General features: G+C 41.9%; 12 protein-coding genes and 1 tRNA gene. 8 read left to right on the top strand and 5 right to left on the bottom strand.

The window, feature by feature from the left end; translation table 11 throughout:
* Positions 1-4: 4 nt before the first annotated feature.
* The gene (locus BXY_RS19840) at positions 5-2,758 is read right to left on the bottom strand and encodes a heparinase II/III family protein (protein WP_008643162.1); all 2,754 of its coding nucleotides are present in this window, start codon (positions 2,756-2,758) and stop codon (positions 5-7) included.
* A 162-nt stretch (positions 2,759-2,920) separates the two neighbouring features.
* On the opposite strand from BXY_RS19840, the gene nuoF reads away from it, so the two are divergent.
* From nuoF to nuoE, 3 genes are read left to right on the top strand one after another with little or no spacing between them, the layout of a single operon-like run.
* Complete coding sequence (gene nuoF, locus BXY_RS19835; protein WP_004310195.1) at positions 2,921-4,828, top strand: NADH-quinone oxidoreductase subunit NuoF; 1,908 nt, start codon at positions 2,921-2,923, stop codon at positions 4,826-4,828.
* 13 nt (positions 4,829-4,841) lie between these two features.
* The gene (locus tag BXY_RS19830; RefSeq protein WP_004305843.1) at positions 4,842-6,608 is read left to right on the top strand and encodes an NADH-dependent [FeFe] hydrogenase, group A6; all 1,767 of its coding nucleotides are present in this window, start codon (positions 4,842-4,844) and stop codon (positions 6,606-6,608) included.
* Positions 6,609-6,627: 19 nt separating this feature from the next.
* Positions 6,628-7,104 carry an NADH-quinone oxidoreductase subunit NuoE gene (nuoE, locus tag BXY_RS19825; protein WP_004305841.1) on the top strand — a complete coding sequence of 159 codons (477 nt, stop codon included), beginning with the start codon at positions 6,628-6,630 and terminating at the stop codon, positions 7,102-7,104.
* 88 nt (positions 7,105-7,192) lie between these two features.
* On the opposite strand, the gene BXY_RS19820 is transcribed toward nuoE, so the two are convergent.
* Positions 7,193-7,280, bottom strand: a tRNA-Ser gene (locus BXY_RS19820).
* A gap of 498 nt (positions 7,281-7,778) precedes the next feature.
* Between BXY_RS19820 and BXY_RS19815 the strand changes: the two genes are divergently transcribed.
* The 4 genes from BXY_RS19815 (at position 7,779) to BXY_RS19800 (ending at position 11,489) form a co-directional block, all read left to right on the top strand.
* Positions 7,779-8,351: an AraC family transcriptional regulator gene (locus BXY_RS19815; protein ID WP_015532775.1), complete on the top strand. Its 573-nt coding sequence runs from the start codon at positions 7,779-7,781 to the stop codon at positions 8,349-8,351.
* 81 nt (positions 8,352-8,432) lie between these two features.
* On the top strand, positions 8,433-10,646 hold the full coding sequence (locus BXY_RS19810) for a heavy metal translocating P-type ATPase (protein ID WP_007653512.1): 2,214 nt from the start codon (positions 8,433-8,435) through the stop codon (positions 10,644-10,646).
* Between the two features lie 29 nt (positions 10,647-10,675).
* The gene (locus BXY_RS19805; RefSeq protein ID WP_015532774.1) at positions 10,676-10,879 is read left to right on the top strand and encodes a hypothetical protein; all 204 of its coding nucleotides are present in this window, start codon (positions 10,676-10,678) and stop codon (positions 10,877-10,879) included.
* A gap of 100 nt (positions 10,880-10,979) precedes the next feature.
* Positions 10,980-11,489 carry a nitroreductase family protein gene (locus BXY_RS19800; RefSeq protein ID WP_015532773.1) on the top strand — a complete coding sequence of 170 codons (510 nt, stop codon included), beginning with the start codon at positions 10,980-10,982 and terminating at the stop codon, positions 11,487-11,489.
* Positions 11,490-11,546: 57 nt separating this feature from the next.
* On the opposite strand, the gene BXY_RS19795 is transcribed toward BXY_RS19800, so the two are convergent.
* Entirely contained in the window at positions 11,547-12,440 is an 894-nt protein-coding gene (locus BXY_RS19795) for a radical SAM protein (protein ID WP_015532772.1), read from the bottom strand.
* A 197-nt stretch (positions 12,441-12,637) separates the two neighbouring features.
* Here BXY_RS19795 and BXY_RS19790 point away from each other — a divergent pair, with 197 nt between their 5' ends.
* Positions 12,638-13,006 carry a winged helix-turn-helix transcriptional regulator gene (locus tag BXY_RS19790; protein ID WP_004319736.1) on the top strand — a complete coding sequence of 123 codons (369 nt, stop codon included), beginning with the start codon at positions 12,638-12,640 and terminating at the stop codon, positions 13,004-13,006.
* A 29-nt stretch (positions 13,007-13,035) separates the two neighbouring features.
* Here the strand turns inward: BXY_RS19790 and BXY_RS19785 are convergent, their stop codons facing one another.
* The gene (locus BXY_RS19785; RefSeq protein WP_120129995.1) at positions 13,036-13,554 is read right to left on the bottom strand and encodes a dihydrofolate reductase family protein; all 519 of its coding nucleotides are present in this window, start codon (positions 13,552-13,554) and stop codon (positions 13,036-13,038) included.
* Between the two features lie 409 nt (positions 13,555-13,963).
* Entirely contained in the window at positions 13,964-14,242 is a 279-nt protein-coding gene (locus BXY_RS19780) for a helix-turn-helix domain-containing protein (protein ID WP_015532771.1), read from the bottom strand.
* Positions 14,243-14,300: the final 58 nt, after the last annotated feature.

Below are 14,300 nucleotides of genomic sequence, written 5' to 3'. Positions count from 1 at the left end.
AACATCAGATACGCAACAACATAGGCTCCGACGCAGCATCGGGTTTTATCTTCTTATCGCCGATAACAACCGTACAGGGAGCAGAAGAAATAATATACCATTTCCCTTCTTTCTTTTCGAGCAATACATTAGCGGCATTGTCGGTCTGAATCATTACCCCGGGTGCAACCAATTGGGTTCCATTCCCTAAAAACAACGTCCGGTTTCCTGCATATTCATTGCTAATAACAGCATAATCCGCTTTCACTTTCATTCCTTGATAAGTAGCGGTTTGTGCAGCATCAGATAGAGAGAAGATATGATCTATACGTCCGTTTTTGCTTTTCACACAGATTCCGGCAAAATCTTCCAAACCTGCTCCTTCTGCATCAAAGTAAGAGACGGACTGAATAGCAGACGGTTCCTTTTTCGTACTCGGTTCATATATCGAGACAAAAGGACGATTCCAAGCTTCTCCATGCTGACGGGCAACAAATGTCAGCGTCGGCTGCTCCTTTATATTATAGGGCATATTCGGTGTACGGCTTAGCCCTTCGGTCATTGGCGCCAAAGCCGTAAAGACTTCACGATCCGGTTCGCCTTTCATCCAAAGATTCATGTATATATCATCGCCGTCCTTATCTTTCATATCTATGGTGAAAGTTGCCTTGACATCCTTATTGGTCGCAGCCACTTTCTTATCATATAAATAGGAATAAGCGTAAAGATGTGCGCCTGCAAAGGCGAGTTCTTCCGTAGGCTGGAGATTCAGGTCGCTGCCATCTGCTGCCGTCAATGTCAAAGTCTGCCCAAGGTTGTGATAGAAGTAATCGTGCATCTTATCGCCTCCTTTCTCTTTCCGGCTGCGGAATACATCGACATAATACCCCGTCTCCGCCCCAGTAGTGACAATACTCATCATACGGGTCTGATCCGCCCTGCTTTCCGGTTCACGAAAATAAAGGTTACTGTAAGTAACGGACGTAAATGCTTTGCCCGGTTCCGCTGATGCCGGGAAACAGGAAAGCAAATCAAAAGAATGGTTACTTTTCATCACCGGATAGCTCGATATTCCATCCACACAAACTGTATTATGACTGGGGAATTGAGAATAATATTCCGCATAATCAAGTCCGCTATACAGGAAAAGCCCGATACCTGCATCCGGCCCCAGTACGTATCCTTTTCCATAAAGTTCCATCGAAATGCCGTTAGCGTGCATGTGGTTCCCTTCACTGCCATTCAACGAAATCATCAAACTGTTGCGCGGATGCATACCGTTGCGCTGTACCAGCCATGACACATTGGGAGCATAAAACAAAGGAGAAACATAATCTTCTATCTTTCCCGGCTGCACTTTGGGATTTAGCGCCAGCGGTTTATCTTCAAAGAAAGAATTGACAGATACACGCACATTCTTCTTTTCTGTTTTATCATTTCCCAAATCCGGGTTCAGGCATTTCAGCAAAGCCGTGAAATAATTTTCCTGTTCTTTCTTCCCGTTCGCCTGTGCATTCTGTATCATACGGATAAAGAAATTCGTACTCAAATATCCCGGATGCGTATCTCCAAAGCCACAAATCATACGGTTGGGAAACAGATATTCGGGAGTGGTTGCTACCGCTTTCGACAATATAGGCATTGCTTTCACCAAATCATATTGCAGATTCGTATCAAACTGATTCACAAAATTGGCATAATCATTGATTACCACACTGCTATATCCCGGACATTCTGCCCAAATTCCCGTATTTATATCGAAACCATAATCTGCCAATCGCGTCAGACTCCACTGGCGGATGCTGGAACGGTTCATCACATAGTCGATATAATATTCACGTCCTTTTCCGTCGGCATATTCTTTATTGTCTTCCAATACCAATCCGACATTCATAACAAACCGTGCCTGTAGCAAATTCCAGTTGTTATGAGGTACACCGTTCGCAATGATATTATCCGCCCATTTCTTAAAAGCTCCGGCGTAGATTTCCATTTTATCCGGGTAATTGGCCTTTAGGTAATTATATAGAAAATCATATAAAGGGACAGCGATATGGAGTGCGTCTTCATGGATGACTTCGAAAGAAGTCAATCCTACCAATGTTTGCTGATGGCCGTGATTCAGGTCGATGGGCACGTTTCTATAATAAATGCCTGTCATATATGTATCAAAGACCCCTGCGGCAAGTTTAGCGAATTTCTCTTCATCCGTCATCCAATAAAGGAAAGCGGCATCACGGGCAATTCCCAGGATTTCGCAGTTCAGGCTTTCAATATTCCGGCCTGTTTTGGATGGGTGTACACTTTCCATAGGACGGTCAGGAAGTGCATTATTGCAGAAAGTGACATTCCCGTCCTCATCATCATAAGGAACGACATCCGCCAATTTGGGACGACCGTGGGTGGCAGCTGTGCCACGGGTTCCCGTGTAGCGCACAGTGGGATAAGGAGCTCTTTCACCACCTGCATGGTCGAACGTTTCACCTTTCACATATACTTCCGTGGCATGAGACTTCCAGTACATTGCCAAACGAGACAGCAACCACGCCGGTTGAGCATCCGTCAGGTTCGTATATACTTCCGTCCGTTCCTTCAATTTATTGAAAACATCTTTCGCCCATTCTTCTTTTTTAATCAGCTTCCATGTTTCCTGCTTTCCCGCCGGAGTAGTCAGTACCCGCGGATGTGTCTGCGGCATCTTTTCCGGCAAAGGAATCTCTTGTCCGGATGCGCTGTTCAGAAAAGATAGAAAACATAGTCCAAGTAAAATTCGTCTCATACTTCAGTTATATTTTTTAGGTTTGATACCTATTAAATACGAAGATAGAGATTTATTTACCTAAATCCTCCGTCAAAGAACAATTTTATTTGTACGAGACTACGCTGTTATTTCAAACAAAGAATTATATTTGCAAAAAACCGACTAACAATTCTGATACTTATGAAAATTTTATCTATCCATGATTTGGCAACAATCAGGAAGAGAGCAGAGCACAATCTTTCATTGCGCGAAGAAAGTAATGAAAAGGTGACTGAAAAGTGTTACGGACTGGCATCCGGTGCGCAACATCTTCAGATTCTGATCTGCGGTGGTACAGGCTGTAAGGCATCTTCCAGCCAGGGTATTACAGACAATCTTCTAAAAGCCATCAAAAAGAACGAAATCACCGATAAAGTAGAAGTCATCACCGTAGGCTGTTTCGGCTTCTGTGAAAAAGGTCCTATCGTGAAAATTATCCCCGATAATACCTTTTACACCCAAGTCACTCCCGAAGATGCGGAAGAAATCATCAACGAGCATATCATCGGAGGACGAAGAATCGAACGGTTGCTGTATGTAGATCCTAAAACGGAACATACCGTCAGCGACTCCAAGCACATGGATTTCTACCGGAAACAACTCCGCATCGCATTGCGTAACTGTGGTTTTATCGACCCCGAAAATATTGAAGAATATATCGCCCGTGAAGGATACTTTGCATTGGCCGATTGCCTGCTTAACAAACAGCCGACGGACGTTATTGATATTATCAAACGTTCGGGACTTCGCGGACGTGGCGGTGGCGGTTTCCCGACGGGACTGAAATGGGAATTTGCCAACAAACAACAGTCGGATGTCAAATACGTGGTTTGTAACGCCGACGAAGGAGATCCCGGTGCATTCATGGACCGTTCCATTATGGAGGGCGACCCACATTCGATTGTAGAAGCGATGTGTGTCTGCGGTTATTCCATCGGGTCCACCAAAGGATTAGTATATATCCGTGCGGAATATCCGCTAGCCATCAACCGACTGAAAACAGCTATCAATCAGGCACGCGAATACGGATTACTGGGGGATCATATCTTAGGAACAGATTTCAGTTTCGACATAGAAATACGATATGGAGCCGGAGCTTTTGTCTGCGGAGAAGAAACTGCCCTTATTCATTCGATGGAAGGAAAACGGGGAGAGCCGACTCTGAAACCTCCCTTCCCTGCCGAATCCGGTTATCTGGGAAAACCAACCAATGTAAATAATGTGGAAACGCTTGCCAATATTCCCATTATTCTAACCAAAGGAGCCGACTGGTTTGCAACGATTGGCACAGAACGTTCCAAAGGAACCAAAGTGTTTGCTCTTGCCGGAAAGATTAATAATGTCGGACTGATCGAAGTGCCGATGGGAACTACTCTTCGGGAAGTAATCTACGAAATCGGAGGAGGCATCAAAGGCGGAAAGAAGTTCAAAGCTGTACAAACAGGAGGACCGTCAGGCGGCTGTCTGACAGAAAAACATCTGGACACTCCCATTGACTTTGACAACCTTCTCTCGGCCGGTTCCATGATGGGTTCAGGAGGGATGATTGTCATGGATGAGGACGACTGCATGGTATCCGTAGCCCGCTTTTATCTGGATTTTACAGTGGAAGAGTCCTGCGGGAAATGCACACCTTGCCGCATTGGAAACAAACGTCTGTTGGAACTACTGAACAAGATTACAGAAGGAAAAGGCACAGAAAAAGACCTGGACACACTTGCCACTTTGGGACAAGTCATCAAAGATACGGCCCTCTGCGGACTGGGACAAACCTCTCCGAATCCCGTTTTATCCACATTGGATAACTTCTACGATGAATATATGGAACACGTACGGGATAAGACTTGTCGTTCCAAGCAATGTAAATCACTATTAACATATACCATCAGTCCGGAACGTTGCATTGGTTGTCATCTATGCGCCAAAAACTGTCCGGCGGATGCTATCAGCGGGCTGGTGCGCAAGCCACATGTCATTGCTCCTGATAAATGTATCAAGTGCGGCATGTGCATGGCACGCTGCAAATTCAATGCTATTCTTGTCTGCTAAAATCTTATTTACTATGGAAGAAAAACAAATTACTCTCCAGATAGACGGTCATTTCATCACTGTGCCCGAGGGAAGCACTATTCTTGAAGCCGCTATCAAAATCGGTATCAATATACCTACGCTGTGTCATATCGACCTGAAAGGAACCTGTATAAAAAATAATCCGGCTTCCTGCCGTATTTGTGTGGTTGAAGTGATGGGACGGCGCAACCTGGCTCCTGCCTGCGCTACCCGTTGCACGGAGGGCATGGTAGTAAAAACCAGTACCCTGCGCGTAATGAACGCTCGCAAAGTGGTGGCTGAACTGATCCTTTCGGATCACCCCAATGACTGCCTCACTTGCCCTAAATGCGGCAACTGCGAGCTCCAAACGTTAGCACTGCGTTTCAACATTCGCGAAATGCCTTTCAATGGCGGTGAACTGTCCCCCCGCAAACGGGAAATTACCGCTTCTATCGTCCGTAATATGGATAAATGTATTTTCTGTCGCCGTTGTGAAAGTGTTTGCAATGATGTACAGACGGTCGGAGCATTGGGTGCCATCCGTCGCGGATTCAATACAACCATCGCTCCTGCCTTTGACCGAATGATGACGGAAAGTGAATGTACTTACTGCGGTCAGTGCGTGGCTGTCTGTCCCGTAGGCGCATTAACAGAACGTGACTACACCAACCGTCTGCTCGACGATCTGGCTAATCCGGACAAAGTAGTGATTGTGCAGACCGCACCTGCCGTACGGGCGGCCCTAGGTGAAGAATTCGGATTTCCTCCCGGCACTCTGGTAACCGGGAAAATGGTGTATGCACTTCGCGAACTGGGATTCGACTATGTATTCGATACTGATTTTGCAGCCGACCTTACCATTATGGAAGAGGGTTCTGAAATTCTGAACCGCCTGACACGTTATCTCAACGGAGATAAATCCGTACGATTACCTATCCTGACTTCCTGCTGTCCGGCATGGGTCAACTTCTTCGAACATCATTTCCCGGACATGCTGGACATTCCGTCCACCGCCCGCTCCCCACAACAGATGTTCGGTTCCATTGCTAAATCCTATTGGGCGGAGAAAATGGGCATACCCAGAGAAAAACTGGTTGTCGTATCTATCATGCCTTGTCTGGCTAAAAAGTACGAATGTGCACGTGATGAATTCAAAGTGAACGGTATCCCCGATGTGGATTATTCTATCTCTACCCGTGAACTGGCACGACTAATTAAACGTGCCAATATCGGGTTCCCTCTCGTACTGGACAGCCCATTCGACAACCCGATGGGTGAATCGACAGGTGCCGGTGTCATTTTCGGAACAACAGGTGGTGTAATGGAAGCCGCCCTCCGTTCTGTCTATGAAATCTATACCGGAGAACCTTTGAAAAATGTAAATTTCGAACAGGTACGCGGACTAAATGGCGTCCGTCGTGCTACCATTAACCTAAACGGATTTGAATTAAAAGTAGGCATCGCACACGGACTAGGCAACGCTCGTCATCTACTGGAAGATATACGGAACGGACATAACGAATATCATGTAATCGAAATTATGGCTTGCCCCGGAGGCTGTATCGGTGGCGGCGGGCAGCCTTTGCATCACGGCAACTCGGAAATACTCTATGCACGCGCCAACGCACTTTACCGTGAAGACGCCAACAAACCTTTGCGCAAATCGCACGAGAATCCGTATATCAAGACATTATACGAGGATTATCTCGGCAAACCGCTAGGTGAGAAATCGGAAACTCTCCTGCATACGCATTATTTCAACAAAGCGATTGATTAACTTTTAAATGAAGAGTATTATGTCAGATATCAAACTAGCCTGTGACATGGCAGAGCAAATCAAAACGATCTGCGACAAGCATGGAAACAAACCGGGCGAACTTATCAATATTTTGCATGAGGCACAGCATTTGCAAGGGTATCTACCCGAGGAAACGCAACGGATTATCGCTTCCAAACTTGGAATTCCCGTATCGAAAGTGTATGGTGTCGTCACTTTCTATACTTTCTTTACCATGACTCCCAAAGGAAAACATCCCATCTCTGTTTGCATGGGTACAGCTTGTTATGTACGTGGTTCAGAAAAACTGCTGGAAGAGTTCAAACGTGTATTAGGTATCGAAGTCGGTGACACTACCCCGGACGGAAAGTTCTCATTAGACTGTCTGCGTTGTGTAGGCGCCTGCGGACTGGCTCCGGTAGTGATGATCGGCGAGAAGGTATATGGTCGATTACAACCGGTAGATGTAAAGAAGATTATTGAAGAATTGGAATAACCGAATTCCCGAAAACAATATAAAACAAACGGCTGCCTTGATAAGTCAAAACAGCCGTTCATTAATATTAAAATGTAAAAAAATGATGCGGAGAGAACGAGATTCGAACTCGTGATACCCTTTAGGGGTATACACGCTTTCCAGGCGTGCCTCTTCAACCACTCGAGCACCTCTCCTTACAATTACCAACTAGAGAAAAAACTCTCCATAAAAACAGAAAGCAGCAAAAAGCTGCTTTCTAGCGGAGAGACAGGGTAATGAACCCATCTCCTTATGTCGCTTTAATTCAACTCTTTATCAATATGTCAATGCCTTAGGGGGTACAATTTAGGTTTCAAAAAAGACGTTTATCTGTCATCCTTTGGCTGTTCATTGTCTGCCTAAAACTTCGGTTCAAAGATACTGCTTCTTTTTGAATTACGCAAATGTCTGAATATAAATATTTCAGCTTAGGTGTAAGGTGCAAGCTATATATAGATATATACTTGCACCTTACACCTAATTCAGATTACTCAACTTTGCAATTAGGTTGCACTACCCGATTCGTAAATTTGCAAAAATACAGAAACAATAAACGCTATCAATAAATTGCAAGCCTTAAATATTGAGAATATTCAGAGCTTGTCAAACGATAAGCGGTGTATTGTTATTAACTTTGCAGAAACGCTGGATATATGATGAAAAGCAATACTATTCACATTAAGAATATGGTTTGTAACCGTTGCATTATGGTTGTAATAGAAGCACTGAAAAGAATGGGTTTTACTCCACTTAGTGTTGAACTGGGGACAGCTATTTTGCAAGAACCAATAAATGCAGAGGAACGTGCTACCATAAAGCCTGTTCTTGAAGCATACGGATTTGAGTTGATAGATGATAAACGGATTCGGATTATCGAACAAATAAAAGTTGCGGTGATTGAATTAGTGCATTATAACGATAATTCGTCCAAGACAAACCTGTCTGATTATCTTACGGATAAGTGCCATCACGATTACAGTTTCCTTAGCAAGTTGTTTTCTGAAGTGAATGGCATAAGTATAGAAAAATACTACATTATTCAGAAAATAGAACGTATAAAGGAGCTGTTGGTGTATGATGAATTATCCATTAGCGAAATTGCCGATAAACTTAATTACTCAAGCGCAGCACATTTAAGTACACAATTCCGTAATATGACTGGCATTTCTCCAAGCCAGTTCAAGCGTTTAAAAGAACACAAACTGAAACCTTTGGATGAAGTCTGAATGATATAAATCATATCCATAATTATGTAAGAGCCGGAAGATAAAAGCCCCCTACCTTTGCAACATATAAAAATCATCAATATGGAAAAAGGTAAGAACATAAAAAATACATATCCGGTTTTGGGTATGAGTTGCGCTTCATGTGCGGCTCGTGTGGATAAAACATTAAATGGTTTGCCGGGAGTATATCAGGCAACAGTGAATTATGCGACTGCGGTAGCACAGGTAGAATATAATCCGGAAGTATGTTCCGATGCAACACTACAATCTGCCGTACAAGATGCAGGATATGATTTACTGGTTGATACCGGTGAAGACGCAGCCGATAAAGCGGAAGAAATTCGCTTGACAAGATACCGGAAGATAAAAAGGCGTACAGTGGCAGCCCTGCTGTTATCTCTCCCAATTATGGTTATCAGTATGTTTTTTGAAGATATATCCTCTTTAAAATATGTACTTTGGATTCTCGCCACGCCTGTGGTTTTCGGTTTGGGACGTGAATTTTATATCAATGCGTGGCGGCAATTAAAGCATGGCACTTCCAATATGGACACCCTTGTAGCTGTTAGTACCGGAATAGCCTATACATTCAGTGTTTTTAATCTGTTGTTTCCTGATTTTTGGTTGTCAAGAGGGATTGAACCGCATATTTATTTTGAAGCGGCAAGTGTTATCATTGCATTCATCCTGTTGGGACGATTACTCGAAGAGCGCGCGAAGCAAAACACTTCAACTGCCATAAAAAAGTTAATCGGGCTGCAACCTAAGACGGTAACTATTATCGTAGATTCTGATGAACGTACCGTTCCGATAACAGCCGTACAAAAAGGTGATACAATTCTTGTTAAACCCGGAGAACGCATTGCAGTAGACGGCATGGTTGTTACAGGAGAATCATACGTGGATGAAAGTATGTTGAATGGCGAGCCTGTTCCCCTGCACAAGCAATCCGGCGAAAAGGTATTTGCCGGAACCATCAATCAAAAAGGGACATTTCGGTTTATTGCCGATAAGATAGGTTCTGACACGATGCTGGCACAAATCATCCGCATGGTGCAGGATGCGCAAGGCAGCAAAGCTCCCGTTCAAAAGTTAGTGGATAGAATAGCCCGATTCTTTGTCCCGGCTATTATCAGCATTTCGATTATAGCTTTTGTTGCATGGATAGTTTTAGCACCAACGAACGGCTTCACCAATGGATTGTTGGCAATGGTCACTGTATTGATAATTGCCTGCCCTTGTGCATTAGGCTTGGCTACTCCCACTGCCATTATGGTAGGCATTGGAAAAAGTGCTGAAAAAGGGATTTTAATTAAAGATGCCCAAAGCTTGGAGATTGCCCAAAAGATAGATACGATAATTCTTGATAAAACAGGGACTATCACAGCAGGGCATCCCATAGTCGTCGAAAGCCTATGGGAAAACGGCTTTGAACATAGCCGAAAAATACTGTACAGTTTAGAGAAGCTATCGGAACATCCTCTTTCGGATGCCGTAGTCAATACTTTGCAGAATGAAAAAGAGATTTCCATTGATAAGTTCGAAAACGTTCCGGGAAAAGGTGTAAAAGGTATAGTAAGCAGTCAGACTTATTACGTAGGCAACCTGTCATTATTGAATGATAACCATATTACGATAGCCAGTCATTTGCAGGAATTGGCAAACAAATGGACACAGGAAGCTAAAACATTGGTATGGTTTGCTGATTCCACACAAGCTATTGCAGCTATAGCCCTAACCGATGAAATTAAACAAACTTCGGCGCAAGCCATATCACAACTACAGGAAATGGGTGTTGAAGTGTATATGTTGACAGGAGATAATGCAATTTCAGCACAAGCCATATCTCGAAAGGTAGGAATAAACCATTATAAAGCCGGAGTGTTGCCGAACGAAAAAGCTCAATTCATAAAAGAATTGCAAGCGAATGGGAAAAAAGTAGGCATGGTGGGTGACGGAATTAATGATAGTGCGGCTTTAGCACAAGCGAATTTAAGCATAGCAATGGGGCAAGGCAGTGATATTGCTGTAGATACGGCAATGGCGACCATACTCTCATCCGATTTACTGAAAATACCGGAAACCATCCGGCTATCGCAATTGACGATAAAAACAATTTATCAGAATTTGTTTTGGGCGTTTATTTATAACTTGATTGGTATTCCCATTGCGGCAGGCATATTTTATTCAATAAACGGATTTCTTTTAAATCCGATGTGGGCAAGTGCTGCAATGGTATTTAGCTCTGTGTCTGTCGTACTAAATAGCTTACGTTTAAAAAGGAAAAGGATATAACAACTTAATAATCAATTCAAATACGTACAATGATTTTTAAAACGAATGCAAAGTGTGAGGGTTGTCTTGCCAAGATAGAAGAAATATTGCAAGGCAAAATAAGTAGAGAAGAATGGAATTTAGATTTATCTGATTCCAACCGTCCACTGACTGTAGCTTCCGATAAGCTGGCAGCAGATGATGTAGTAGAACTGATAAGTAAAGCAGGTTTCAAAATTGAGCAAATGGAATGAAAGGTATTGCTGACGAAAAAATAAATTATATCAGTACAGGACAAATAATACAGTTATAAGACATAACGATTTATTTTTAACTCAATTAATATTATACATCATGGATTTTTTAGAATTAACAAAAAAGCGTTATTCCGTAAGAAGCTATACTTCCCAAGAAGTAGAGAAAGAAAAGTTGGATTATATTCTTGAATGCGCCCGGTATGCACCGTCTGCCGTAAACAAACAGCCGTGGCAATTTATAGTGATACAAAGTGAATTGCAGAAAAAAAAGCTGCAAAAGGTTTACCCTGCCAAATGGTTTGTGGAAGCCCCCTTATATATCATTGTATGTGCTAATGATTCGGTTGCATGGACACGTCAGTATGATAATAAAAATCATGCAGATATTGATGTTGCTATCACTACGGAACATATCTGTTTGGCAGCAACGGAACAAGGGTTAGGAACTTGTTGGGTTTGCAATTTCGATATAGATGAATGCAAACATAGCTTGGGATTATCTGCTAATATTCATCCGGTTGCAATAATTCCTATAGGTTATCCAGTGGATTCCAAGTACAATCCAACAGCCCGCAAAAGCATTGATGAGATAGTAACTATATTATAATGTCATCATGCCATAGAAAGAGAGAAACAGGGAAATTACCCCCGTTTCTCTCTGCTTTTATAATGACCTTATACCGTTTCTATACTGCTTTAATTCTATTTCAGTACTTTGACGGATTGCAGCATCCAGTTCATTCAATATTCGGACTTTATCATCGGGAATCATACCTACAAAAGGTATTGTATTTGAAACTGTATTTCCCAATAAAGTTGTCCTTATGCTAAGGGTAGAAATAAAGGTTCTCAACTCCAACAGACGTTCCCGCTCCGATGCCTCAATAAATTTACCCTCTTGTATTTCCTGATAAAGTTCCGATTCGGGAAATACGGTCAAAGAAACGAAGTTTATAGTAAAAGGATGTAGCTGATTAAATATTTCAGCCGTATGGATTGCATTCTGCTGTCCTTTCCCCTTTCCCGCAAGCCCTGTCAGATAAACCAAATTATAACGAATATTGGCTTCTTCCAGCTTTCTGCACTGTTCCAATATATCTGCTGCCGTATTACCCTTATTCATTCTTGACAAAGTTTCATCATCTCCCGATTCTGTGCCAATACTAATACTATCAAACTTTAAATGACGCAAGTTCTTCAGTTCTTCTACACTCTTGGATTTAATGTCTGCTATGCGGGAAAATGTTCCTATTGTTTCGCAATAAGGGAGATACTTCCGAATCAATAACCCTAAATCCAACAATCTGTTATAGCTCAAAGCAAAAGGATTGGCACCAGTCAGAAAGACACGCCTTGCCTTAGGCTGGTATTCCTGAATTATTTTCAAGTCTGATTCAACTTCCGAAACAGGGGATAATCTAAACTTAGTTCCATGATACAGGCTACAAAATTTGCATTTATGATAAGTACATCCTGCTGTTACCTGTAACAGTTGCGAACTTGCTTCATAGGGTGGTCGCCAAATTTGACCGTCAAAGTGCATTTTCTCTATTTCCATACTCTTAATTTTTATAAGTTTCAGCCCTTGCTAAATATTTAGAAAGACCGAAAACTTTGTATATTCAATATATTTAGTTACTTTTGTGCGAACAAAGTTACTAAGATACTTAGTATAAAAAAAAACTTACCATTAAGTAAGATAGTAACGTAGAGGTAACTATTATTGATTGATAATGAATTAAATAAGAAAAAAAGATGGATGATACTCATTATAGAGAAGCTATTTGTCCTGCCTGTGGAATAATTGACCGTTTCGGAGATAAATGGTCGTTACGCATATTGTTTCTTTTGCATCAGAAGGGAACTTTGCGCTTCAATGAACTATTAAGAAACACTCCGAATGTGTCACAAAAGATGCTTGCTACAGCATTAAAGAAATTAGAAGCCGATAAGTTAGTGAATCGTAAACTGTACCCAGAAATACCACCAAAAGTGGAATACAGTCTTACATCGCTTGGAAAAAGTTTAATGTCGCCCTTAGATGGTATTATTCAATGGGCTTTGGAACATTCCGATGAAATTTTAGAACACCGTCAAAAAACGGAAAAACAGAAGAAAGTATAGAACTTCAATGTTCTATACTCTCCCTTTTATCATCTTGCATTCACATATTTATATGAGGATAACAAAATATTGTTATCTATAATTTTAGAACTCTCCAAATACCAATTTGAGCCAAAAGTTTCACCTATGAAACTGATACCTTTACCAAGCATAACAGGAATAGTGTAAAGGGTCAGACTATCCAGCAGTCCCGCTTGAATAAGTGTAGTCAAAAGTTTACCACCACCGACTAACAGCATATCATTATCACTTTTCATTTCATGTACTTTCCGAAGTGGAGTATCTATAAGAAATTCCACTCCACAATCCGGCGTAACATTTGCATCGTGGTGGGAAACTACAAAAGTACGTTTACTTTTATATAACCATCCACCCCAATGCTCAAATAAATAGGTATAAGTATTAGCTCCCATCAGCAAGCAAGTAGCCGCTTCGTATTCTTTTCCAATAAGCGATTTTACATTTGAAGTAATCCAGTCCAGTTCATTGTCCGATGTTGCGATAAAACCATCGAGAGACACAGCGATATGCGCTTTAATTTGTTTCATATTGTTAGGCATTAAACAGTTTATATTTTTACGGGTGACCCGTTTATAATCTTTATTCAAACTGTCCGCCAGTATCTCAAAAAAGAAGCGTGAACTCACACTGCTCCACTACGAGGTACTGGCATACCTAAATGACGAAACAGGCAAGCCCACGCTATGTTAAAACATAGCATAGACATTGCGCTGAAAATCTCGTCATTTTGAAAAGTGCCAGTTTTCGTAGTGAGATATTCGGCGAACGAATATGATATATATAAAGGCAACATCACAGGTTACTGTTCAATCGCCATTATCTTCTATGTAACTTTTGCAAAGTTAGCCAAATCCCTGAAAACTCCTATATACAAAACAAGAAATCCTGCCTTATCTTACGACAAAACAGGATTGAAAGCCATTAGAAAAGAAAAAATTAATCGGTTTTCTCCCGGATTAACTGGTGTACGTCCGTTGCACGGTAATAACATCTGCCATCCAACATAAGGAAAGGGAGTATTCCCTTTTTCCGGTAACGGGTCAGTGTTCGGGGAGCTACTTTTAGCAACAGACACAAGTCCTGATTATCCAGCAGTTCTTCACCATCCAAACAGTTACGACCTTTTATAACTTTATCTATCTTCTTGTCCTGCATATCAAACCTGTCCATGATACGTTCCATCCATGCGGTAAAATCATCTTTATTTATATACATAAGGCTGTCTGATTAAATTAAACCAATCATAAAATAACTTTGGTTGGACGGGTCTTTG

It is taken from the genome of Bacteroides xylanisolvens XB1A, assembly GCF_000210075.1.
In the GTDB taxonomy this organism is placed as follows: Bacteria; Bacteroidota; Bacteroidia; order Bacteroidales; family Bacteroidaceae; genus Bacteroides; species Bacteroides xylanisolvens.
This window is presented reverse-complemented; position numbering and strand designations above follow the sequence as displayed.

Bases quoted from the DNA above. Each gene is read 5' to 3' on its own strand.
- BXY_RS19840 (WP_008643162.1), bottom strand. From the start codon at position 2,758: ATGAGACGAATTTTACTTGGACTATGTTTTCTATCTTTTCTGAACAGC.
- nuoF (WP_004310195.1), top strand. From the start codon at position 2,921: ATGAAAATTTTATCTATCCATGATTTGGCAACAATCAGGAAGAGAGCA.
- BXY_RS19830 (WP_004305843.1), top strand. From the start codon at position 4,842: ATGGAAGAAAAACAAATTACTCTCCAGATAGACGGTCATTTCATCACT.
- nuoE (WP_004305841.1), top strand. From the start codon at position 6,628: ATGTCAGATATCAAACTAGCCTGTGACATGGCAGAGCAAATCAAAACG.
- BXY_RS19815 (WP_015532775.1), top strand. From the start codon at position 7,779: ATGATGAAAAGCAATACTATTCACATTAAGAATATGGTTTGTAACCGT.
- BXY_RS19810 (WP_007653512.1), top strand. From the start codon at position 8,433: ATGGAAAAAGGTAAGAACATAAAAAATACATATCCGGTTTTGGGTATG.
- BXY_RS19805 (WP_015532774.1), top strand. From the start codon at position 10,676: ATGATTTTTAAAACGAATGCAAAGTGTGAGGGTTGTCTTGCCAAGATA.
- BXY_RS19800 (WP_015532773.1), top strand. From the start codon at position 10,980: ATGGATTTTTTAGAATTAACAAAAAAGCGTTATTCCGTAAGAAGCTAT.
- BXY_RS19795 (WP_015532772.1), bottom strand. From the start codon at position 12,440: ATGGAAATAGAGAAAATGCACTTTGACGGTCAAATTTGGCGACCACCC.
- BXY_RS19790 (WP_004319736.1), top strand. From the start codon at position 12,638: ATGGATGATACTCATTATAGAGAAGCTATTTGTCCTGCCTGTGGAATA.
- BXY_RS19785 (WP_120129995.1), bottom strand. From the start codon at position 13,554: ATGAAACAAATTAAAGCGCATATCGCTGTGTCTCTCGATGGTTTTATC.
- BXY_RS19780 (WP_015532771.1), bottom strand. From the start codon at position 14,242: ATGTATATAAATAAAGATGATTTTACCGCATGGATGGAACGTATCATG.